Origin of the sequence: Virgibacillus subterraneus, from assembly GCF_900110695.1 — a bacterium.
GTDB lineage: Bacteria > Bacillota > Bacilli > Bacillales > Amphibacillaceae > Lentibacillus > Lentibacillus subterraneus.
On sequence record NZ_FOEH01000001.1, the window covers coordinates 1,046,720 to 1,069,971 of the forward strand.

The 23,252-nt window shown below is 37.8% G+C and carries 21 protein-coding genes; all 21 read left to right on the plus strand.

The window, feature by feature from the left end:
* Nucleotides 1-16 precede the first annotated feature (16 nt).
* Nucleotides 17-1,321: a carbohydrate ABC transporter permease gene (locus tag BMY13_RS04875; protein WP_092491891.1), complete on the plus strand. Its 1,305-nt coding sequence runs from the start codon at nucleotides 17-19 to the stop codon at nucleotides 1,319-1,321.
* Nucleotides 1,321-2,160 (plus strand): sugar ABC transporter permease, encoded by an 840-nt coding sequence (locus BMY13_RS04880; RefSeq protein ID WP_092491892.1) that lies wholly within the window; start codon nucleotides 1,321-1,323, stop codon nucleotides 2,158-2,160. The genes BMY13_RS04875 and BMY13_RS04880 overlap by 1 nt, the downstream gene beginning before the upstream one ends.
* A 39-nt stretch (nucleotides 2,161-2,199) precedes the next feature.
* Nucleotides 2,200-4,545, plus strand: coding sequence for a glycoside hydrolase family 31 protein (locus tag BMY13_RS04885; protein ID WP_092502954.1), 2,346 nt, complete (start codon nucleotides 2,200-2,202; stop codon nucleotides 4,543-4,545).
* A 24-nt stretch (nucleotides 4,546-4,569) separates the two neighbouring features.
* Complete coding sequence (locus BMY13_RS04890) at nucleotides 4,570-5,595, plus strand: LacI family DNA-binding transcriptional regulator (RefSeq protein ID WP_092491894.1); 1,026 nt, start codon at nucleotides 4,570-4,572, stop codon at nucleotides 5,593-5,595.
* A gap of 690 nt (nucleotides 5,596-6,285) precedes the next feature.
* Nucleotides 6,286-6,471 (plus strand): IS1096 element passenger TnpR family protein, encoded by a 186-nt coding sequence (locus tag BMY13_RS04895; RefSeq protein ID WP_092502956.1) that lies wholly within the window; start codon nucleotides 6,286-6,288, stop codon nucleotides 6,469-6,471.
* Entirely contained in the window at nucleotides 6,461-7,111 is a 651-nt protein-coding gene (locus tag BMY13_RS04900) for a DUF6930 domain-containing protein (protein ID WP_092502958.1), read from the plus strand. The genes BMY13_RS04895 and BMY13_RS04900 overlap by 11 nt, the downstream gene beginning before the upstream one ends.
* Before the next feature lie 160 nt (nucleotides 7,112-7,271).
* Nucleotides 7,272-7,724: a flavodoxin gene (locus tag BMY13_RS04905; protein ID WP_092502960.1), complete on the plus strand. Its 453-nt coding sequence runs from the start codon at nucleotides 7,272-7,274 to the stop codon at nucleotides 7,722-7,724.
* 223 nt (nucleotides 7,725-7,947) lie between these two features.
* Nucleotides 7,948-8,790: a MurR/RpiR family transcriptional regulator gene (locus BMY13_RS04910; RefSeq protein WP_092491898.1), complete on the plus strand. Its 843-nt coding sequence runs from the start codon at nucleotides 7,948-7,950 to the stop codon at nucleotides 8,788-8,790.
* 14 nt (nucleotides 8,791-8,804) lie between these two features.
* A complete protein-coding gene (locus BMY13_RS04915; protein ID WP_092491899.1) occupies nucleotides 8,805-9,869 on the plus strand; it encodes a serine hydrolase domain-containing protein in 1,065 nt (354 codons plus the stop codon).
* Between the two features lie 17 nt (nucleotides 9,870-9,886).
* Nucleotides 9,887-11,434: an ABC transporter substrate-binding protein gene (locus BMY13_RS04920; RefSeq protein ID WP_092502962.1), complete on the plus strand. Its 1,548-nt coding sequence runs from the start codon at nucleotides 9,887-9,889 to the stop codon at nucleotides 11,432-11,434.
* Nucleotides 11,435-11,494: 60 nt separating this feature from the next.
* Nucleotides 11,495-12,439, plus strand: a complete 945-nt coding sequence (locus tag BMY13_RS04925; protein ID WP_092502964.1) for an ABC transporter permease — start codon at nucleotides 11,495-11,497, stop codon at nucleotides 12,437-12,439.
* A gap of 32 nt (nucleotides 12,440-12,471) precedes the next feature.
* Nucleotides 12,472-13,299 (plus strand): ABC transporter permease, encoded by an 828-nt coding sequence (locus BMY13_RS04930; RefSeq protein ID WP_092491901.1) that lies wholly within the window; start codon nucleotides 12,472-12,474, stop codon nucleotides 13,297-13,299.
* A gap of 24 nt (nucleotides 13,300-13,323) precedes the next feature.
* Nucleotides 13,324-14,529, plus strand: a complete 1,206-nt coding sequence (locus BMY13_RS04935; protein ID WP_092502966.1) for an anhydro-N-acetylmuramic acid kinase — start codon at nucleotides 13,324-13,326, stop codon at nucleotides 14,527-14,529.
* Complete coding sequence (locus tag BMY13_RS04940; protein ID WP_092502968.1) at nucleotides 14,529-15,545, plus strand: ABC transporter ATP-binding protein; 1,017 nt, start codon at nucleotides 14,529-14,531, stop codon at nucleotides 15,543-15,545. The genes BMY13_RS04935 and BMY13_RS04940 overlap by 1 nt, the downstream gene beginning before the upstream one ends.
* Nucleotides 15,514-16,554: an ABC transporter ATP-binding protein gene (locus tag BMY13_RS04945; RefSeq protein ID WP_092502970.1), complete on the plus strand. Its 1,041-nt coding sequence runs from the start codon at nucleotides 15,514-15,516 to the stop codon at nucleotides 16,552-16,554. The genes BMY13_RS04940 and BMY13_RS04945 overlap by 32 nt, the downstream gene beginning before the upstream one ends.
* A 20-nt stretch (nucleotides 16,555-16,574) precedes the next feature.
* Complete coding sequence (locus BMY13_RS04950) at nucleotides 16,575-17,540, plus strand: N-acetylglucosamine kinase (RefSeq protein ID WP_092491905.1); 966 nt, start codon at nucleotides 16,575-16,577, stop codon at nucleotides 17,538-17,540.
* Nucleotides 17,541-17,560: 20 nt separating this feature from the next.
* A complete protein-coding gene (locus BMY13_RS04955; protein WP_092491906.1) occupies nucleotides 17,561-18,436 on the plus strand; it encodes a MurR/RpiR family transcriptional regulator in 876 nt (291 codons plus the stop codon).
* 219 nt (nucleotides 18,437-18,655) lie between these two features.
* Nucleotides 18,656-19,567: an N-acetylmuramic acid 6-phosphate etherase gene (gene murQ, locus BMY13_RS04960; protein WP_092503447.1), complete on the plus strand. Its 912-nt coding sequence runs from the start codon at nucleotides 18,656-18,658 to the stop codon at nucleotides 19,565-19,567.
* A 116-nt stretch (nucleotides 19,568-19,683) separates the two neighbouring features.
* Nucleotides 19,684-20,979: an extracellular solute-binding protein gene (locus BMY13_RS04965; RefSeq protein ID WP_175476732.1), complete on the plus strand. Its 1,296-nt coding sequence runs from the start codon at nucleotides 19,684-19,686 to the stop codon at nucleotides 20,977-20,979.
* An 89-nt stretch (nucleotides 20,980-21,068) separates the two neighbouring features.
* On the plus strand, nucleotides 21,069-21,962 hold the full coding sequence (locus BMY13_RS04970) for a carbohydrate ABC transporter permease (protein WP_092491908.1): 894 nt from the start codon (nucleotides 21,069-21,071) through the stop codon (nucleotides 21,960-21,962).
* Between the two features lie 106 nt (nucleotides 21,963-22,068).
* Nucleotides 22,069-22,911, plus strand: coding sequence for a carbohydrate ABC transporter permease (locus BMY13_RS04975; protein WP_092491909.1), 843 nt, complete (start codon nucleotides 22,069-22,071; stop codon nucleotides 22,909-22,911).
* Nucleotides 22,912-23,252: the final 341 nt, after the last annotated feature.

Below are 23,252 nucleotides of genomic sequence, written 5' to 3' on the forward strand. Positions count from 1 at the left end.
AAAGGGGGTATCAAAATTGTCTTCACCTGACAATAAGCAAAAGACCGGCAAGAAGCACAGTCCAAAGGTTGCAACGATTCTATCGATTTTGTTTGCGGGCTTGGGACAATTGTACAACCGTCGCTATATAAAAGGGATTTCATTAATTGTTATTGAAATAGCGTTTCTGCTGACAGCTCTCCAATCGTTAAATTACGGTATTTGGGGGTTGCGTACACTAGGAACCATTGCAGGAACGGACCACTCAATACGGTTGCTTGTTATTGGTGTTCTTTCACTAATCACAATTATTATTGTTGCGGCATTATATGTATTTAATGTGTACGATGCACGAAAACAGGCGAAGAAAATACAAAATGGGTGGAAGCCGCTTAAGCTAAAAGATACGATACGAGTTGCATATGATAACACATTTCCATATTTGATGACATTTCCAGGGTTACTTCTTATGGTTTTCGTGGTTATTTTTCCGCTTATCTTTTCGGTGTTATTGGCGTTTACGAATTACAATCTATTTAATTCACCGCCACGGAATCTAGTAGATTGGGTTGGCTTTGATAACTTTGTAGAGTTGGTTACTGTACCGATATGGCAGGATACGTTTATTAGCGTTTTTGCTTGGACAATTGTGTGGACAGTTGTTGCGACAACTCTACAAATTGCCCTTGGACTATTTTTGGCTGTACTTGTTAATGATCCAAGAGTTAAATTCAAAAAAATCATTCGTACCATTTTAATTCTTCCATGGGCAGTACCAGCATTTGTGACCATTCTAATTTTTGCAGCTATGTTTAATGATGAGTTTGGGGCAATTAACAGAGATATCATCATCCCACTGATTGGTGGTGATGGTCTACCATGGCTAAGTGACCCGCTTTATTCTCGAGTTGCGATTATCATGATACAGACGTGGCTTGGCTTTCCTTTTGTGTTTGCCTTATTTACCGGAGTACTCCAAAGTATTTCGAAGGACTGGTATGAAGCTGCAGATGTTGATGGTGGATCACGCTGGCAAAAATTCCGCGAGATTACGTTTCCACACGTGATGTTTGCGACTGCGCCATTACTAATTATGCAATACGCGCAGAACTTTAATAACTTTAATATTATCTATCTATTTAATGAAGGTGGTCCTCCGGTTAGAGGACAAAATGCAGGTGGGACAGATATTTTAATTTCCTGGGTATATAAACTAACATTTGATACCAATAATTACGCGATGGCAGCAGTAATATCCATTATTATGGGTCTGCTTGTATCAGGATTTGCCTTTTATCAGTTTAGAAAAACCAGGTCATTTAAGGAAGAGGGTGAAATATAATGGATCAAAAGCTTAAATCTAAATTGGAAGTATCCGTAATTTACATTATCATCGCGATTGTATCGATTATTATATTTTATCCTCTAATATGGACAGTCGGAATGTCACTTAATCCGGGAACTAGTTTATACTCTTCTTCTATTATTCCGGAGAGCTTTTCATTAGAGCATTATAAATGGCTGTTCAGCGATGGCAGTGATTATTTAACCTGGTACAAGAACTCATTAATTGTATCGTCATTCGTTGCAGCAGGAAGTGTGATTTTAACGTCTCTTATAGCCTACGCTTTTTCACGATATCAATTTGTTGGAAGGAAAAACGGCTTATATGTCTTTTTACTATTGCAAATGTTTCCAGTCATGATGGCGATGGTAGCTTTATATATTTTCCTGAATATGATTGGCCTGTTGGATACGCTGACTGGGTTAATTCTAATTTATTTGGGAGGACAAATACCATTTAATGCATGGCTTGTGAAAGGGTACTTTGACACGATACCACGTGAACTGGACCAGGCAGCACGTATCGATGGTGCGGGCCATTTACGGGTTTTCTGGAGCATCATGCTTCCATTAGCAAAGCCAATTCTTGCGGTGGTTGCTTTATTTAACTTCATGATGCCAATGTTTGACTTTCTGCTTCCGTCAATTGTGCTTACAAGTGAGAGCAATTATACTTTAGCAGTTGGGTTGTTTAACTTTATAAATGATCAATTCTCTAATAACTTCACTCGATTTGCAGCAGGGTCCATTTTGGTTGCTATACCAATTGCAGGTATATATTTATTCCTGCAGCGTTATCTGATTTCAGGATTAACTGCTGGTGGATCAAAAGGATAAGAATAATAGTAATTTTGACAGGTAGGAGGAATCTTAGGGATGCTTGAAGATACTAGCTTTGCAATACATCCAGGAAACGAGCAACAATCCAAAGCAGTACTATATCGCGATGTCGGCAGTATGAAATCATATAAACGAACGGATGACGGCTATTTTTTTCAATGTGAAAATGGTCAGGTTGCCATACAATTTTTCACAAATTCCATCATTAGAGTTGTGATGAACCAATCAAATGAACCAGAATTGAATGGTTCATACGCTGTTATAGCTGATCCAGAAAACGTGGACGTTAAAGACAGCGACTCAGACGAACAAGTTGTATTAAAAACAGATAACCTAAATGTTACTATCCAAAAATCACCATTTCGCATTACAGTATTGGATCATGACGGCAATGCTTTTCTTGAAGAAGGTGAGCGTGGTATGGCCTATCGGGAAAATGGTGAGGTTACTGCATTTAAAAAAATGAGTGAAGATGATCATTTTTATGGATTCGGTGAAAAAACAGGACATCTTGATAAACGTGGCGAAATGTATGAAATGTGGAACTCAGACGTGTATGCACCACATAATCCTGAAACCGATCCATTGTATGAATCCATTCCATATTTCATGACACTGCGCTATGGACGTGCACATGGAGTGTATTTTGATAATACATTCCGAACAACTTTTGATATGAAATCAGAAGATAATGTTTATTCATTCAAAGCAGAAGGCGGGCAGCTTGATTATTATGTTCTAGCTGGGCCCGATCCAAAGTTGGTATTGCAGCAATACACACATCTTACCGGTAAGATGCCATTGCCGCCAAAGTGGGCATTAGGCTACCATCAGTCACGCTACAGTTATAAATCAGAAGCGGAAGTAAGAGAGCTTGCCAAGAATTTTGTAGAGAAGGATATTCCAATTGATGTTATCCATCTCGATATTCATTACATGAACGAATACCGTGTGTTTACGTTTGATAAAGAGAAGTTTCCGGAACCTGAGAAACTTATTGCTGACTTGCGTGAAATGGGGATTCGAGTTGTACCGATAGTTGACCCAGGTGTAAAAAAAGACGCAGAATACACGATCTATCAGGAAGGAATTACTCAGAATCAATTTTGCAAATACATTGAAGGCGATGTTTATTTTGGCGAAGTTTGGCCAGGTGAAAGTGCATTCCCAGACCTAACCGAAGAAAGTGTTCGTAAATGGTGGGCTGATAAACATGAATTTTATACGTCTATTGGTATTGAAGGTATTTGGAACGACATGAACGAGCCAGCTGTTTTTAATGAGACGAAAACAATGGATGTTGATGTGATGCATCGTAATGATGGGAAGCCAGCAACCCATCGGGAGATGCATAATGTTTACGGTCTATTGATGAGTATGGCAACGTACGAAGGCATGAAAAAGCAGTTAAATGGCAAGCGGCCTTTCTTACTGACTCGTGCGGGTTTTGCAGGCGTACAGCGCTACGCTTCTGTCTGGACAGGTGACAACCGCAGTTTCTGGGAGCACTTACAAATGTCGTTGCCAATGGTGATGAATCTAGGAGTTTCTGGTGTACCATTTGCCGGACCTGATGTAGGTGGTTTTGCTCATGATACGAGTGCAGAATTATTGGTTCGTTGGACACAGGTAGGTGCTTTTACACCCTATTTCCGTAATCATTCGGCAATGGGTACCGTTTATCAGGAGCCATGGCAATTCGGCGAAGACAATGAAGCAATTATGAAGAAATATATTCAGATGCGCTATAAATGGATGCCGCAGTTATATTCATTATTTTACCAAGCGAGTGTAACTGGTCTTCCGGTTATGCGTCCTTTGTTCATGGAGTATCCAGAAGATCAGAAAACGTATAATATAAATGATCAATTTATGATTGGAGATAATGTTGTTATTGCGCCGATACTGGCACCATCTGTTACAGATCGTGCGGTGTATTTGCCTTCAGGTCAGTGGGTTGATCATGAAACTGGTTTTCAGTATGAAGGGGAACGATCACATTTAATTCATGCAGAATTAGATAGGATGCCTATTTTTATCAAACAAGGTACTGCAATCATGCAAGGTGAATGGACATCGAATGAAGATAAAAATCCTCACCATGTTCAAATGGAGGTTTATGCCGGATTAAATGGTGAAACGTACAACTTTACGTACTATGATGATGATGGAGAAACTTTTGGATTTGAAAACGGAGCATTTATGGAATTATCAATCGAAGTGAAATCAACAAACAATGCTGTGGTTGTTACTGTCTTAGACCAAAGTGGTGATTATAAACCTGCTTATGGTAAAATTCATGTAAATGTCCATGGGTTACACGGTGGACAGGATGTTATACTAAATAATAATGATAATATAGCAATATCTTTAGTGAAATAAAATAAAAAGTAGAGGGTGAAGATTATGGTAACAATTAAAGATGTAGCAAAAGCAACAGGTGTCGCGCCCTCTACCGTATCTCGTGTAATTGCAAATAACCCAAGAATCAGCATTATGACAAAGGAAAAGGTACGCAAGGCAATGAAGGAATTAGGTTACCATCCTAATGTGAGTGCCAGAAATTTGGCCGTTAAATCTACTAAAGCAATAGGTGTGGTATTACCATCATCTGCTGATAAAGCACTGCAAAATCCTTTTTTTCCTGAGATATTACGTGGAATCGGCTCGGTTACACATGATATGGAATACTCCATGACATTGTCGAGTGGTATTACCGAAGAGGAAATTTTTGCCGAAGTGCAACGAATGGTATACGGAAGCTACGTTGACGGGATTATTCTATTATATTCACGCTTAAACGATAGAGTTATGAATTTTTTACATGACAAAAATTTTCCTTACGTAATTGTAGGTAAGCCCTATGAGGATATCGATGAAGTTACACATATTGATAACGATAATTTCACAGCCGGTAAGGAAATTACGAACCATTTGATTGAAACCGGTCATGAAAGAATTGCATTCATTGGCGGGTCCAAAGAGTTATTCGTAACGATGGATCGTGAAGCTGGCTATCAAACTGCGGTAAAAGAAGCAGGATTGAAAAATTGTGAGGAATATAAAATCCACACCGAATTCTTAAAATCAGGCGGGCGAGAAGCAGTTGAAACCCTGCTGTCACTTAAAGTTCGCCCTACTGGATTGGTGATCAGTGATGACTTAATGAGTCTAGGTGTGCTGAGCGGACTGGAAGAAGCGGGAATTTCTGTACCACACGATATTTCATTAGTTAGTTTCAACAATGTTTATCTGTCGGAGATCATTCGGCCTTCCCTGACAACCGTTGATATTCATATACACGAATTAGGAGCAGAATCTGCCAAAGCACTTATCGAAAAAACTATAGATAAATCAGAACCCGCTAAACGGATTACCGTCCCACATGAAATTGTATTCCGAAATTCAGTTAGCAAAAGAGGAGCCTTATAAGGGCTTCTTTTTATTGGCAGGTAAAAAAGTATAAATCCTATCTTACTGCATAAGTGCAACTAAGGCATCCGCCATTAAGGCCTGGCGGTTGCCGAGTTTTCTAAGCATAACTGCCTTTATTAAACCATCTCAGCGGCTAACTCAGTATTTTTAAATTTCCACAAAATTGTCGATATTTTGTTGCCACTTCTTCGTCCTGAAAATCGAATATAGTTACACAAAGTATTATTTTTGAAAAAAATAATACAATCAACATCAAATGCCTTATGACTATAAGATAAAAATGACTGTATTATAGGGTTTAATAGTCTTATAGTAGTAAATCGTGTCATTGTTAAACGAAAACAAAAGAACAGCGAGGGAATACTTGAACTTTAGCGGACATGGGGGACCTTATTTTATGGAAAACAATAGTATTAAAGTTCAAGCGGACACCAGATACCTTATTTGCTGAAATAATCCCTGTTTTATATGAAAATATGTTAAATAAGTGCTCCTGTGTCCGCGTATCCCTCAAAAAGCACTTTTTTACCGAAATAGCAGCCGCTGTGTCCACTAATTATCTGGAAGCAAATGGCGTTTACTTTATCAACAGCTATAGGAAAGGCATGTAGAAAAATCAAGCCTTTCTAATAGTATTAAAGCAACAGCGCACAATATGCTACACTAAATATAAAGTGAGGTGGCATAATGATTTACGAATTTAAAATAACGTTAGAGGATGTAGGTGTACCTGTTTGGCGAACTATTCAAATGGACAGTAACTCAACCTTTCGTGACCTTCATGAGGTAATTCAACTAGCATTTAATTGGGACAATATGCATCTGCATAGTTTTTTTGTGAACAAGTCAAACGGATCCAAAATTGAAGGTTGAAATTGGACCTGAACAACCGGATGATAAATTTCAATCTGCAAATGATACATATAATGAAGCTGATGTGCTACTGGCTGATTGGTTCAAAGACGTGAACGATCAAGTAGTTTACCTTTATGACTTTGGCGATAACTGGATCATGATGTTGTTTTATTCCGAGGGAAAAGTTCTGGCAAAAATGCCTGAATCAGGTGAAAATGAAATTATTTCACTTAAAGCTTACAGTAAACCTAAAGAAGTAAAGCTTGAAGTATCTGAGCTTGATTTAAAACGTGCCAAAAAACTTGCAAATCAAATTCCGGCAACGATAGAGTTTGCCGTAACACATTTGGATATACCAGTACAGGAGGACCATGGTGGAAGACCTGCATTTCCAGCCTTAGTTGTAGCAGCTGATCATGCGCAAGGTATAGCATTTTTTCAAGACTTATTATATGACAGCACAGATATTAGACTTCTGCAGAGCCAATTGATAAAAATGCTGCAGCTAACGGAAGGAATCCCTGAGAAGATAATGATGGATAAGAAAACAGCATCAACTATGGAACCACTTGTAAAAGAACTACACGTAAATGTGGAAGTAAGTAAGGTTTTACCACACATTCAGGAAATTATTAAAGGAATTGAAGACAGCATCTAAATTAGAAAGTTGAACTCTCACCCAGAGAGTTCAACTTTTTTGATCACAATTCTGTCACAAAACCCAAGAAATTTCGCTAAATCTTGATAATTTAATTGAAATCCGTTCTTACTAACCATTAAAATAAAATGGAATACTTCGGTGTATCGGAGGAGATTTTATGGGTAAGGTACTTATGTTATATGCAAGCATGACTGGTAATACGGAATTAATGGCAGAGATTATTGCGGAAGTAGTCGAAAATAGAGGGCATGAAGTTGTTACAAAAACTTTCGATCTTGATTCAATAGATGTAGAAGAACTTCTGGAATATGATGGAGTACTGGTTGGCACGTATTCCTGGGACGATGGCGAGTTGCCATATGAAGCTGAGGATTTCTATGAGGAACTCGATGACGTGGACATTACCGGAAAAATTGTCGGTGTCTTCGGATCCGGGGATTCCTTTTACGATTCATATGGTGGAGCATCTCAAATGATGGGGGAAAGGTTTAAAGAAAAGCAAGCAAATTTAGTTGCGGAGCGCTTAATAGTTGACCTTGAACCTGATAAACAGGATGTAGTAAGATGTCAGCAATTTGCTGAGGCGTTTTGTGGGATGATAGAGGAATAGCTAAAGAGTTGAGGGTGTGCATAGTGCGCACTCTCTTTTTTTGGCAAAAGAAGTTTATAAATTCGCATGCCTAATTATTAGAAAATTACTAAAGTTTGTTGACATGTTAAAAATATTACTCTAAAATGTAGCTTAACTACATAAGTGGTATATATTTAAGGAGTTAAACTTCTAAAATAGTAATTTATTTTTCTAGGTAATTGAAAAGGATGAGTTGAAGCTTATGTTTAATGGCATGGAACGAATCAAGCAAGGATTATCTACGTTAAGACCTTCTGAGCAAAAGGTTGCAAATTATATAATCAACAATTCAAAGGCTATATTGGATATGCCGATAGCCCAGCTTGCGAAGAATACTAAGACTAGTGAGGCTACAATTATTCGCATGTGTCGTTCATTACATATTAAAGGATTTAGAGAACTGAAATTAAGTATCTCTGCATCCGCAAATCAGGATGGAATTACTACTGACAGATATGAAGATATAGCTGCTGATGCAAACTTATCACAGATTATTAAATTCATTTCACATAATAATTATCGTTCCATTGAAAGTACGTTAGCACTGATTGACGAAGACATTATGGATAAAGCTATCGATAAACTGGATCACGCACGAAAAATAGTAGTAATAGGTGTTGGGGCCTCAGCAATTGTTGCTTTTGATTTTGAACAAAAATGTAAGCGCATTAACAAGTGGTGTGAAGCTTTAACAGATAGTCATACACAACTTACTTCAGCAGTTCATTTGGATGACAGGGACGTAGTACTCGCCATCTCTTATTCAGGAGAAACGAAAGAGATTATTGATACAGTTAAAATAGCCAAAAAGAATAACGCAAACATTATTTCGTTAACTGGCTACAGCAGTAATACAGTACAAAAACTTGCTAATGTAAATTTATATGCATCACCGTTGGAAAAGAGTATAAGAAGTGGGGCTACTGCTTCAAGAATCGCTCAGCTGAATATTGTTGATATCCTATTCACAGGATTGGCGTCTCTAAACTTTGAGCAATCTGTTGATTTTCTAGATAAAACTAGAGAGGTTATTCAAAACAGGTAATAGGTGGGTTGATAATGATAGAATACGAAAATATTGAACGTATTTTTAGAAAGTACATGGATGATGACTACTTTTCTGGCTGTGTATGTTACATATCGGTAAATGGAAAAAAAGCCTATCATAAGGCATTTGGGTTATCAAACCAAGTTGAAGGAACACAGTGTAACCTTGATACTGTTTTTGACCTTGCGAGTGTTACTAAAATAGTAACTTCAACGGTTATTTTAAAAATGATTTCTGAAAACGCTTTATCTTTAACTACAAAACTTGAAAAATGTTTGCCGCAATCAGTGCAAAATTCAGTATTAGCACCTATTACTATTAAGCAATTACTGACACATAGCAGCGGGTTGAAGGCATGGCACTCTTTTTATGCATACACGAAGGGCGATTCCTTATTTGCGATATTGAATTCTATTGATTTGACACATAAGGAAGGTAGAAAAGTAGTTTATAGTGATTTAAATTTTATATTACTTGGAGAAGTGATTAAATATTATTATCAATCTAGTTTACAGCATGTAATTCAGAATCAGTTGGTTGAATCATTGGATTTAGAAACACTTACATATAATCCTCATTCTAAAAGTAATATTGCGGCAACTGAATTTGGCAATAGAATTGAGCAGAAAATGTGCAGTGATAGAAATTTTCATTTTACTAATTGGCGTAATCAAAATGTCCCTATTTTAGGAGAAGTAAATGATGGGAATACCTATTATTTTTTTGGTGGTGAATCAGGTCATGCTGGCTTATTTTCGAATGTTAAAGACTTAGTCTCAATAGGAGAACTTTATTTGAAAGGGGGAATTTACGGAGAACAGAAAGTTATTTCTAATGCTCTGATAAAAGAATCATTAAAAAAACAGGTAGATAATAGAGGATTAGGCTGGGAGACTTCAGACGTTTATCCGGAAGGGGTTGGTCATACGGGATTTACTGGGACCGCTTTATGGATTGAACCAGAGAGAAACGTCGCAGTTGGTCTATTAACAAATAGATTGCACGTAGATCAGCCAAAGAATATTAACCCATTCAGGAAAGAACTTTTTGAGGAGATTTTTAAGAATATATCGTAAATAAAAGGGGAGTTATTATGTTAAAAAAAAGATTTTTGTTTTTTCTATTACTTATGGTTGCTGTGGTTGTTACAGCATGCTCAGATGACAGTGAAACAACTGCTGACGGGGATGATGGTGGAGAAGAAACTGCAGAACAAGTACTTAAAATTGCAAATGATCAGGAACCTGCAGGGTTAGATCCACATAAAACACCTGCTCATTCATCAGTTAGAGTTTATTCCAAGGTATATGAAGGACTTGTTTCATTTGATGAAAACATGGAGATTAAAGGACAGCTAGCAAAAGATTGGAAACAGCCAAACGATTCAACCTATATTTTCAATTTGGTAGAAGGAGTAAAATTCCATAATGGCCGGGAAATGAGAGCAGAGGATGTCCTGTACAGTTTTGAACGTATCATGGATGAAGAAACTGCATCACATATTAGCTCTTATTTTTCAGATGTAGAAAATATTGAAGTGATGGGCGACTATAAAATCAAGTTTGAATTAGCTGCACCTAATGCGACGTTCCTGTCACACTTAACTAATTCAAGTGCAGCAATTGTTCCAAAAGAAGTTGTTGAAGAGAATGGTGATTTACAACAAGTGGCAGTAGGAACTGGACCATTTGTATTTGAAGAGTGGGTACCTGATAGTAGTGTCACACTTTCCAAAAATGAAGATTACTATATTGAAGATGTGCCAAAGCTTGATCGAGTAGAATATTATACGATGAAAGAAGAAGCTGCCAGATTATCGGCAATCCGAACTGGTGAGATTGATATGACAACGTTAACCGCTAAATCAACGGAATTACTAGAAGGTGAAGATGCAGTTAACATTATGGGTTATCAATCGTTAGAGTATAGTTACATTGGGTTTAATGTAGACAAAGAACCTTTCAATAATAAAAAAGTAAGACAGGCATTAAGCTTAGCAACTGATCGTCAAAATATTGCTGATGTTGTTTGGGATGGTGAAGCAATTATTACCGGTCCAATAGCTCCTGCTATGGGGGACTGGTCAATTGATATAGAACAAGAAGAGCTTTATCAACGCGATCTAGAAAAAGCGAAGGATTTACTTGCTGAAGCCGGTTATCCAGACGGGTTTTCAACGGAGATAACAACAGCATCAACATATGCTGATATGGTCGACACTGCACAACTTCTGCAACAGCAATGGAAGGAAATTGGAGTAAATGCTGAGATTAAACAAATTGAGTGGGGCGAATATATTGATACATGGTCAAATACTTCTGCTGATATATTAGTTGGCAGAAATGGCTCTGGTACAGATCCTGACCGTGCAATGAATTATTTCTTCCATACAGACGGATCTGCAAATAAGTGGAACTTCTCAAATGAAGAATATGATGCGATTGTAGAAAAAGGGAAAAGTACAATTGACCAGGCGAAACGACAAGATATCTATGTTGAAGCACAGGAAAAACTACTTGATTTATCACCAAATTTATTCTTAGTTTCTCCTGAGAACTATGTGGCAGTTAGAGATGGTGTGAAAGACTTTACACCATATGCTCACAACGGTGAAGATATTGATCATGTCTATAAAAAATAATAGTAGAAGTGCTGCTTTTCCAGCAGCACTCTTCTATTCTCTTATTAAGGGTGAGTAACGATGTATACATATATAATGAGAAGAATATTGATGCTATTCCCAGTACTTTTCGGAGTATCTTTATTTATTTTTGTTGTTATGCGCGTAGTTCCAGGTGATGTTGCGCAGACAATATTAGGTACGGATGCAACACCAGCAGCGTTGAAACAGCTTCGACAGGACTTTGGACTGAATTTACCTTTATATGAACAGTACCTGAATTGGATAGGTGGAGTTCTGACAGGAGACTTTGGCGAGTCTATGCGAACAGGAAAAGAAGTGTTGCCTGATATTTTGAACCGTTTTAAATTAACGTTTGAGTTAACTTTTTTATCTGCACTAATTTCGTGGGTTATTGCAATTCCACTAGGTATTATAGCTGCTATGAAACGTAATAGTAATGTTGATTTTGGGGTTCGGATTATATCTTTATTAGGTGTATCAGTACCAAATTTCGCTTTGGCAACAGTTCTGATACTTATTTTGTCGTTAATGTTCTCTTATAGTACTCCAGTTGGCTATGTTGGTTTCTTTGAGGATCCAATGAGAAATTTGGAAATTATGGTTATACCAGCGATTGTTTTAGGAACAGCAATGGCCGGAGCTGTAATGAGGATGACACGTTCATCAGTACTGGAAATATTGCGACAGGATTTCATACGTACAATCCGTGCAAAAGGTGCAAAAGAAAGAGTTGTAATTTTTCAGCATGCGCTTAAAAATGCCATGATCCCCATCTTAACCATTATCGGCTTGCAAATTGGCACATTGTTAGGTGGCACGGTCATCATTGAACAGATATTCTCATTGCCAGGATTAGGGCAGCTGGTACTTACAGGAATAACACAACGTGACTTTATGGTCGTGCAGGGTGCAGTACTATTTATAGCATTTGTATTTGTGATGATTAATTTACTAGTTGATATTCTTTATTCTTATTTAGATCCTAGAATAAGTTACAAATAATAATCGACTTAGAATATAGAAAGAGTGATTCAATGAAACAATTTCTGAAACGTTTAAGACAGGATAAAGTTGGGCTAATAGGAAGTATTGGCGTATTGTTAGTTATTATTGTCGGGTTTCTCGCACCTGTTATTGCACCGTATAGCCCTGAGCAGATGTTTACAGAACATACAATGGAGGGGCCGAGCGGACAATTCATTTTCGGTACGGATGAATTTGGCAGGGACATATTTTCAAGGATTGTCTATGGCACACAGGTATCTTTGAAGGTAGGCTTAATCGCAGTTGGTGTAGGAGCTACCGGTGGTTTGATTTTCGGGCTGTTAGCTGGTTATTTCCAAGGGAAAGCTGACCAGATTATCATGCGGATAATGGATGTATTCTTTGCATTTCCTGATATATTATTAGCCCTAACTATAGTAGCTGTACTGGGACCAAGTGTAACCAATACAATGATAGCAATTGGAATTGTATTCACACCGGTATTTACAAGGGTTGTAAGAGGAACTGTTATTAGTGTGAAAGAAAATGAATATATCACAAATGCTGTAGCAATAGGTGTTTCCCCTGTAAAAATTATCTCAAAACATATAACACCTAATATCATGGCACCGTTTATTGTACAAATAACCCTTGGATTGTCCGGAGCTATATTGACTGAAGCAGCATTAAGCTTCCTGGGTCTTGGTGTGCAGCCTCCAGACCCATCCTGGGGTGTTATGCTTAATTCATCCCGGGCATATATGGAATTTGCACCATGGACAATATTGTTCCCAGCAGGTGCAATTGTGTTTACAATATTCTGCTTCAACCTATTAGGTGATAGTTTACGAGATATATTAGATCCGAAATTGAAATAAGAAGTAAATGTAGAGGTGAAAAACATGGGAAAAGCATTGGGTGTAGGTTTAATGTCAGGCACCTCATTAGATGGCATAGATGCAGTGCTCGTTGAAATAGAAGAAAAAGAGGACAATGTGGATGTAAACATTATAGATTTATATACACAACATTACGATCAGGATGTGCGAAAAGCATTAATGGATGTTTGCAGTCCGTCTACAGCAACGGTACAAAAAATTAATTCGATTAATATGTTCCTTGGAAAAGAATTTGGCGGTGTTGTAAACAAATTGCTGAAACAAGCGAACGTATCAAAGAATGATGTACATTTTATCAGCTCGCACGGACAAACAATCTATCATCAGCCCTTTGATGGAGAGTCTAATCTTGATGTCGCCGGGACCCTGCAGATAGGAGACATATCTGTTTTGTCTGAAGAAACTGGCATTGCAGTTGTTGGCGATTTTCGAACTGCAGATATGGCAGCGAGTGGACAAGGAGCTCCACTTGTTTCGTATGTTGATTACTTATTATTTAATAATCCGAACAAATCACGTGCTATCCAAAATATTGGCGGGATTGGCAACGTAACCTACGTACCAGAAAATAGTAACAGTGATGGCATACAGTCATTTGATACAGGCCCTGGGAATATGGTGATTGACGAGGTTGTCTATCGGCTGACGAATGGCAAACGTAATTACGATAAAGATGGCGAGATGGCATATAGAGGTACGATTAATCAGCAGCTGTTAACCAAACTAATGAGTCACGACTACTTTAAAAAAGAACCACCTAAAACCACCGGTCGAGAGTTGTTTGGTAATCAGTTTGTTGATGAAATTTTTAAAGAATACGGACAGATGAATCCAGAAGATTTAGTTGCAACTGTCAGCGAGTGGACAGTACTAACCATAGCCCATAGTTACAATCAATTTTTAATGGATAAAGGACATAAGATTGATGAGGTCATTGTTGGTGGTGGGGGCAGTTATAATCCATATTTGATCGAACGGTTAAACTATCATTTACCTGAAGTGATCATTTTCACACATGAACACTTTGATATGTCGAGTGATTTAAAAGAAGCTATGGCATTTGCAGTATTAGGGTTTCAATGTATTCTCGGAAAGTATAATCAACTTCCTTCAGCGACAGGCGCAAAAAGGCAAGTTATTATGGGGAAAATCGCTTATACACAACCCGATGCCCTCGAACGGATTGATACTTTGAGGAGAGGATCTTAATGAGTACAATATTGGATATAAACGATCTTTCAGTAGATGTAACTTTGGATAAGCAAAATCATAATGTCGTAAACGGACTAAACTTATCTATAAAGAAAAAACAAAAATATGGGATTGTTGGTGAATCCGGTAGCGGTAAAAGTTTAACGTCACTGTCAATTCTTAACCTATTACCAGATGTATTGAGTATTAGTAATGGGAGTATCATTCTTGATGAATCCACTGATCTGACAAAACTGTCAAAAAAAGAAATGCTGAATATACGTGGAAATGAAATATCAATAATCTTCCAGGAGCCAATGACAGCTCTTGATCCGTTATTTACGGTTGATCATCAGATTTCAGAAGTACTTCGATTCCATGGAAAGTATACAAAAAAGCAAATGCAAGACATGATAATTGATATGCTTGAAAAGGTAGGATTTGCTGAGCCAAAGCAGTTATTGAAACGGTATCCACATCAGCTTTCAGGTGGAATGCGTCAACGAGTTATGATTGCAATGGCATTAATTTGTAAACCAAAATTGCTAATAGCGGATGAACCGACTACTGCACTAGATGTTACTATTCAAGCGCAAATTCTCGATTTAATGAATGATCTAACGCAAGATTATGATACTTCTATTCTAATGATTACACATGATTTAGGTGTTATCGCTGAGACATGTGAACGGGTTGCGGTAATGTACGCAGGGACATTAGTTGAAGAATCAACAGTTGAACAGCTTTTTGATAATCCGACACACCCCTATTCAGTCGGTTTACTGGAATCTGTACAGTCATTAGGAGATAAAACGAAAAAATTATATTCAATCCCTGGCAATGTTCCTTCTCCTGCAGAATTGAAAGAATCAGGTTGCAGGTTTGCATCAAGATGTCCGCATGTCATGGATATTTGCAGGCAGCAGGATCCGCCACTTTTTCAAATAGATGATGATCACACCAGCAGATGCTGGCTTTATCAAGAGGGAGGGGAAAAAAGTAATGAGTACAGATCAAGTAATGTTGAAGGTTAGTAACCTGAAAAAACACTTTCCTCAGAAGTCAGGAATTCTGCAAAGAACCAAAAACGTTGTAAGAGCGGTCGATGGGATTAGTTTTGAAATAAATGAAGAGGAAACATTTTCGTTAGTAGGGGAAAGCGGCTGTGGCAAATCTACTACTGGTCGTTCCATATTACGGTTGCATGAGCCTACATCGGGTGAGATTTTGTATAATGGAACAGATATCATGAATTATTCAAAGAGGGAATTTCGAAAACTGCGAAGAGATTTGCAAATGATATTTCAGGATCCATACAGTTCATTGAATCCAAGAATGACAGTTCGGAATTTATTATTAGAACCATTGTTAACACATAATATTTGTTCGAAAAAAGTAGCTGAACAGCGGATTATAGATATAGCTGAAAAAGTGGGATTGTCTAAGGAACAAATTAACCGTCATCCCCATGAATTTAGTGGTGGCCAGCGTCAGCGTATCAGTATTGCAAGAGCTCTGATTTTAAATCCAAAGGTTGTAATTCTTGATGAAGCAGTGTCAGCTTTGGATGTTTCTATTCAAGCGCAAATTCTAAACTTGTTAATCGAGCTGCAGCAAGACCTGAAATTAACGTACCTTTTTATTTCTCACGATTTGAATGTAGTTAGACATGTGAGTGATAGGGTTGGCGTGATGTATCTTGGTCAAATGATGGAAACAGCCAAAACGGATGAACTCTATAGCGATCCGCTACACCCGTATACAAAATCTCTGCTTTCAGCTATACCTTCTAATCATCCTTCTGAGAAAAAAGAACGGATTATCTTACAAGGGGATGTGCCAGATCCATCGAACCCACCATCAGGGTGCCCATTTAGACTAAGATGTCCTGAGGCGCATGAGCGATGTGCGATAGAGAAGCCTGTTTATCAGGAAGTAAAGGAAAACCATTGGGTTGCATGTCACCTATATGATCAAAGTAACCTTGATATAACAAACGAATCAGATTATAATTTTGGAGAAACAACAAAAGTATTGAAATAATAAATCAAGGGTGAAATCTGATGGAATATGTAGCAGGAATCGACGGGGGTGGAACGAAAACAAAAGCAGTTATTGCAGACATGGATGGTCTAATAGTTGCTAAAACAACAGCAGGCCCCACTAATCCAAATGTTATGTCTCGTGAAAAACTAATACAAACATTAGACACAATGATGCAAGACATGAAAAAACAAGTACCAGACGTGTTTGAAAAAATCTCAAGCGTATTTGCTGGCATTTCGGGTGTCGGCAATGCTAAAGCAAAAGCTGACTTAGAAGACATTCTTAAACAAATGGTTTCCAATAGTGTAACGGTATGTGTTGAAGCAGACACAGTTAATGCTCTATACTCTGGAACATATGGTGAACCAGGTATTGTCCAAATTTCAGGTACTGGTTCGATAACCTATGGAATTAATCAGCAACTGGAGCATGATCGAGTAGGTGGCTGGGGTTACTTATTTGGTGATGAAGGTAGTGGTTATGATATTGGTCGTCAGGGAATTATGGCGGCATTAAAAGCCAATGATGGTCGTGGAGAGAAAACCATTTTACTTGAAATGCTTTGTACATATTTTGCTGTGACACACCCATATGACTTTATACAGAGAATTTATGCTTCACCAATACCTAAAAGTAAAATATCTCCTGTTTCTAAACTGGTATTTGAAGCCTATAAACAAAATGATTTGGTTGCTGAGCATATTATGGATAATATAGTAAATGAACTAAGCTTAAGTATCCGAACATTATATATGAAACTTTTTAAACCAGATGAAGAAGCAAGAGTAGTGTTATGTGGTGGTGTTTTTAGTGATACTGAAGTGTTGCCAAGACTACTTGAAGCTGAACTGCAGGAATATAAAAATCTAACTATTACGATTCCAATAATGCTTCCTGTCGGCGGATCATTAATTGGCAGTTATTTACTGCAAAATATAAAACCGGATTCTAATGTAGTTCAAAATATTATTTCAACACTCTAATTAAAAGAGAAGGTGATTGTGTGTCGCATGTAAAAGGTGGACTTGTCATATTGAAAGAGATGGTCAATAGTTTACCACCCTCAGAGAAGAAAATAGCAGAGTATATTTTGAATAATCCAGAGGAATCAATTCTTCTAACAGCATTAATGCTTGGGGAAAAAAGTCAAACAAGCAGTGCAGCTGTCATCCGTTTATGTAAATCGTTGGGATTCAATGGGTTCCAAGAGTTGAAGATTCGTGTAGCAGGTGATTTACAGGCCGGATCGGTGAAAGGATATAGGGATATAGAACGAAATGAAGATTTTAAAGATATTATCGATAAGGTGACATCAAATACGATTCAAACACTTAAAGAAACAGTAGATATTATGAGTGAAAAGAATTTAAAGAAAGCTGTAACTGCTTTATCAAATGCAAAATCCATCGTATTTATTGGATTTGGTGCTTCTTACATAGCAGCTAAAGATGCAGAACAGAAGTTTATTCGTATTGATAAAAATGCTCAGTCCTTTTCGGATGTACATATGGCAGCCACCGCAATTGCCAATAAAGGCCCAGAGGATGTGGTTGTTGGTATTTCGTTTTCTGGCAGCACGAAAGAAGTAGGTAAATTACTGGATCTTGCCCAACAGAAGAGTTCCACAACGATTAGCATAACAAAGTATGGCAATTCATTAGTCTCCAAGTTTTCCGACATACAGTTGCATACCTCTGCAGCAAAAGAGGCGACTTTCAGAAGTGGTGCAACTTCCTCCAGAATTGCCCAGCTACATTTAATAGACATTTTATTAATGTGTTTAGCATCAGAGGATTATGAAGAAACTATTCATCATTTAGATGAAACGAGAGAGGCGGTCTCCTTTCTAAGGGAAGAAGACTCAAAGGAGAAGAAATGATTTTATTTTGAAAAAATAGCTATTTTCATTTTATATTTAGCATAAAATAGAATAAGACTATGCTTATTGAAATTTTATTACTAAATTTTTACGTTTTATTGACAAAATAATTCACTGGCACTATAATTATATCAAATAACTGAAAGCGCTTTTATATAAAATTTATAAAACTACTAAATAATTTATCTACAACGTGAATGTTAGGAGAATTACATGCCAATGGAATTATCAAAGTTAACTACCGAAAAGCGAAATGAAAAAAGTATGCAATTGGATCAAATGTCAACTATGGAAATTTTAAAGACGATCAACGATGAAGATCAGAAAGTGGCAAAAGCAGTTGAAGCAGTTTTGTCTAAAGTCGATAAAGCAATTGAACATATTTATAAAGCGCTGGCAGATGGTGGACGACTTTTCTACGTAGGTGCTGGCACGAGTGGACGACTTGGTGTAATTGATGCATCTGAATGTCCGCCAACTTTCATGACCCCGCCAGACATGGTGCAAACCGTTATGGCTGGTGGAAATGGAGCATTCTTCAGTGCAGTAGAAGGGTCAGAGGATGATGAAACACAGGGGGCGGATGATCTTAAAGCAAAAAACCTCACTGACAAAGACGTTGTAATTGGGATTACTGCTAGTGGTCGTACGCCATACCCGATTGGTGCACTAAAATATGCACGAGATATTGGTGCTTACACGGTTTCGTTATCATGTAATGAAGGATCATTGATTAGCCAATTTGCCGACTGTGATATAGAAGTCGTTGTTGGCCCAGAAGTATTAACAGGCTCTACACGAATGAAGGCAGCAACAGCCCATAAAATGGTGCTGAACATGATAAGTACAACAACAATGGTTAAGCTTGGTAAAGTTCATGAAAATCTGATGGTTGATGTTCACGCAAGCAATTACAAACTAATGGAACGAGCAAAGCGTACGATTATTGAAATTACGAATGTTTCTTATGAGGAAGCTGAAGAAACTCTTAAATCTACTAAAAATGAGGTTAAACCAGCAATTGTGATGATTAAAGGAGGTGTTACATACCCGAAAGCCATGGATGCAATCGAGTACAGTAATGGATATGTTCGGGATGCAATTAATTATGCATTACAGCACAATGTCTGAAACAACATTGATAGTTTCATAAACTATTAATGGTTTCATATATATTTATTAATACAAAGGGGGAAATTAGGTTGAAGAAGTTATTTAAAAGTCCTTTAGTATGGGTAGCTGTTGTTATGCTTCTTTTGGCAGTAGGCTGTTCAGATGATGGTGGAGATTCACCAGCTGATGGCAAAACTGATGAAGATGTGAAGAACGACGGAGAAGTAAATGGAACTATGGAGATTCAATACTTTGTCGGCGGTTATGGTGACTCTTGGTGGAAAGAAGTAATTGGAGAATTCAAAGAAGAGTATCCTGACGTTGAAGTTGTTGAACATGCTGGTCCAAATATTAATGAAGAAATGAGATCCCGTTGGGTTTCAGACGATCCACCTGATGTTGTATACATTGATGGTGCCGGGTCAAGTGAAACACAAATGGTTGAAGATGGACAGTTAATGAATCTGTCAGATTGGATTCAAGACATTGAACTAGAAGATGGTTCACCACTTCTTGACAGTTTTATTGTAGAACCAGCTAAGTACGATGGAGATATTTACAGCTTGCCATTAGTATTCGACACATGGGGTACATGGTATGACAAAGCCTGGTTTGAAGAAGAAGGCTGGGAAGTACCAAAAGACTTTGATAGTTTCATGAGCACAATGGGGAATATTCAGGATTCTGCTGACATTGCTCCATTTGTAACGACTGGTCAGCACCCTTATTATTTCTTAAGAGGTATGCTGTATCCTGCATTTGGTGCAGCTGGCGGAGATGAATTATTAAATGATGTTATCACTGGTGCTGAAGGTGCCTGGACTAGTGAACCAGTTTTAAATGTAATGAAAAAGGTAGAAAAAATGGCAGAAGAAGGATACATTGATCCTGGTTTTGGTGCATTGAACCATACACAATCACAAATGAACTTCCTGCTTCATGATAATGCATTTATCCCAGTAGGTTTCTGGCTACCAAATGAAATGGCTAACGATACACCGGAAGACTTTGACTATGGATTTATTCCATCACCAATGCAGGAATCAGGTGAGCCAATGGCAATTGTTCCGGATTTACGACCATTAGCAATAGCAGAACAGGCTGAAAACCCTGAGGCTGCTAAAGCTTTTGTTGAGTTTGTCTTTACGAAAAAATACGCGAAATCATTCTCAGAACACACTGGTGCTATCATGAACCTTAAGGGTGTAGATTTGGCTTCAAACGAAAATGTTCCTGGTTATTTAATCGATGCTAATGAGATGATAAATGACCCTGAACAAGTACAAATTCACCATAAACCACATCCAATGAGTTCAGATCTTGAGACACCAATTAGTAATTCACTTGTATCTCTGATGCTGGGTAACATTACTGCAGAAGAGTTTGTTGAAGAAGCAGAAGCAGCAGCTGCTGAATATCGTAATCAATAAGTAAGTGTGTTTAAGTAACGGTATGGAATGTGAAGCGGGCTTCTATAGCTTTACATTCCATATATTTATTTTTTAGAAAGAGTGATTGGATGGTACAGTCTAAAAAACAAAAATACCTATTTCTTGCCTTTTGCCTTATTCCAACTTTTATAATGTTTAGTATTTTTACCCTATATCCTTTGTTTAGTGGTCTATACTATTCTTTCTTTGAATGGTCAGGTTCGTCACAGGTAAAAGAGTTTATTGGGTTTGATAACTATGTAAAGTTATTTAAAGATGAGATAATCCCCGCTACAATCTGGCATGATTATTTTCTTGTTGTCACAAAGGTTATCGGTATAATGATTATGGCTTTGTTTATTGCTGTAGCATTAACGCAATTAAAGATAAAAGAAGCGCCATTTTACCGTATCATCTTTTTCTTCCCGAATATAATGTCTGTCGTTGTAATTGGTATTTTATGGACGTTTATTTATAACCCAAGTCTAGGTCTTGTTAATTCAGGTCTTGAATTCCTTGGATTGGAGAGTTGGGCTAAGCCATGGTTAGGCAGCGAAGATTGGGCCTTACCGAGTCTTGTTCTTCCGTCAATATGGGCAGGTATAGGGTTATTCATGCTCTTACTGATGGGTGGTATTGCTAATATTTCAAAAAGCTTTTATGAAGCAGCTGAAATAGATGGAGCAAATGAATGGCAGCAATTCTGGAAGGTGACCTTACCACTTGTATGGCCACAGATCAAAATTTCTATCTTATATATCGTTATCACAACGTTAAACGGTTCCTTTATTATTGTGCAAATCATGACGGGAGGCGGTCCGAATAACTCTACACACGTTATGGGGTCGTATCTCTATCAGCAAGCATTTCGGCAATATAACTTTGGATATGGTGCAACAATCGGAGTAATGATCTTAGTTCTTTCTCTGATAACTGTGTTAATCTTACAGTTCTTTATGCGAAGAGAAAAAGTAGAATATTAGAAAACTAGGCTTATCGCCAAGCCTTAATATAGATAAGCCTTAGTTGCACTTATGCAGTAAGAAAGGATTTTATATTTTCTTAACTGCGAGAAGGGAGGATAACCTAGTGAAGCGTAGTGTAGGTCAATTTATAGCAAGAACGGGAATTAGAATTCCGCTTATATTATGGTCAATAGCTGTACTTTATCCGATTATTTGGATGTTTATAGGTTCATTTAAATCAAACGCAGAGATTTATGCCAATCCATGGGGCTTTCCAGAGACATGGAATATTCAAAACTTCGTTACTGCGTGGTCAGAATATAATATAGACACAAGTGTTTTTAACAGTTTAATTGTAACAGTAGTGGGCGCTTTGCTTACGTTATTACTGGCGGTTCCAACTGCATATGCACTTGAAAGAATTAGATTTAAAGGCAGTAACTTTTTATTTACGCTTTATATTTCAGCGATGATGATTCCAATGGTACTCGGTTGGATCCCTCTATTCTTCCTGTTGGAACAGTTTAATTTATTGGATAATATCTTTGGACTTGCTATTGTGTATGCAATAAGCCAGCTTCCATTTTCCATTTTTGTATTGACAAGTTTTATCAGTACGATTCCAAAATCGCTGGAAGAGTCTGCTGCCATGGATGGTATGTCACCATATGGTGTTCTATGGAAAATAATCACACCGTTATCCATGTCTGGTATTATTACTGTTACGATTATGAATGCAATCCAATTTTGGAATGAGTATTTCATGGCATTAATCTTTCTTCAGTCGGAAGGAAACTATACACTGGCATTAGCGATTGATTTTATTAGTAGTGAAGCGCAGTATACAAACGCCTGGGGAACTTTATTTGCAAGTCTGGTAATCGCAATTCTTCCAGTCATTATTCTTTATGCAATCTTCCAGCAGCGGATTGCGAAAGGTATGACAGAAGGTGCAATAAAAGGATAATTTTTAAGCGGTAGCCACTATTTTGTGGTTACCGCTTTTGGTTGTTTTCTAAAGTTCTATGATACCGCTACGGAAATACACTTCGCGCACCTAGGGCGGCTGGTGAGCCTCCTCGTGCTGCGCACTCCGGAGTCTCGCCGATGCCTTTCCTTCGACGAACACGACGTTCTAGTGTCGGCGTTGGCCACAGGACGTGGCCGTCTTTAGCCGACCCGCAGGAGTCTCCGTGTATTTCCTCCGCTGGGGTGGTGGGCTACATATAACTTAAAAATTCTTATTGTGATGGATAAACAAGGTTTAAACCATTATAACCAGCAGTTGGAATATGCGATACTCCTGTG

Bases quoted from the DNA above. Each gene is read 5' to 3' on its own strand.
- BMY13_RS04930 (WP_092491901.1), top strand. From the start codon at position 12,472: ATGAAACAATTTCTGAAACGTTTAAGACAGGATAAAGTTGGGCTAATA.
- BMY13_RS04895 (WP_092502956.1), top strand. From the start codon at position 6,286: ATGATTTACGAATTTAAAATAACGTTAGAGGATGTAGGTGTACCTGTT.
- BMY13_RS04935 (WP_092502966.1), top strand. From the start codon at position 13,324: ATGGGAAAAGCATTGGGTGTAGGTTTAATGTCAGGCACCTCATTAGAT.
- BMY13_RS04905 (WP_092502960.1), top strand. From the start codon at position 7,272: ATGGGTAAGGTACTTATGTTATATGCAAGCATGACTGGTAATACGGAA.
- BMY13_RS04910 (WP_092491898.1), top strand. From the start codon at position 7,948: ATGTTTAATGGCATGGAACGAATCAAGCAAGGATTATCTACGTTAAGA.
- BMY13_RS04920 (WP_092502962.1), top strand. From the start codon at position 9,887: ATGTTAAAAAAAAGATTTTTGTTTTTTCTATTACTTATGGTTGCTGTG.
- BMY13_RS04885 (WP_092502954.1), top strand. From the start codon at position 2,200: ATGCTTGAAGATACTAGCTTTGCAATACATCCAGGAAACGAGCAACAA.
- BMY13_RS04970 (WP_092491908.1), top strand. From the start codon at position 21,069: ATGGTACAGTCTAAAAAACAAAAATACCTATTTCTTGCCTTTTGCCTT.
- BMY13_RS04925 (WP_092502964.1), top strand. From the start codon at position 11,495: ATGTATACATATATAATGAGAAGAATATTGATGCTATTCCCAGTACTT.
- BMY13_RS04945 (WP_092502970.1), top strand. From the start codon at position 15,514: ATGAGTACAGATCAAGTAATGTTGAAGGTTAGTAACCTGAAAAAACAC.
- BMY13_RS04880 (WP_092491892.1), top strand. From the start codon at position 1,321: ATGGATCAAAAGCTTAAATCTAAATTGGAAGTATCCGTAATTTACATT.
- BMY13_RS04950 (WP_092491905.1), top strand. From the start codon at position 16,575: ATGGAATATGTAGCAGGAATCGACGGGGGTGGAACGAAAACAAAAGCA.
- BMY13_RS04915 (WP_092491899.1), top strand. From the start codon at position 8,805: ATGATAGAATACGAAAATATTGAACGTATTTTTAGAAAGTACATGGAT.
- BMY13_RS04940 (WP_092502968.1), top strand. From the start codon at position 14,529: ATGAGTACAATATTGGATATAAACGATCTTTCAGTAGATGTAACTTTG.
- BMY13_RS04890 (WP_092491894.1), top strand. From the start codon at position 4,570: ATGGTAACAATTAAAGATGTAGCAAAAGCAACAGGTGTCGCGCCCTCT.
- BMY13_RS04965 (WP_175476732.1), top strand. From the start codon at position 19,684: ATGCTTCTTTTGGCAGTAGGCTGTTCAGATGATGGTGGAGATTCACCA.
- murQ (WP_092503447.1), top strand. From the start codon at position 18,656: ATGGAATTATCAAAGTTAACTACCGAAAAGCGAAATGAAAAAAGTATG.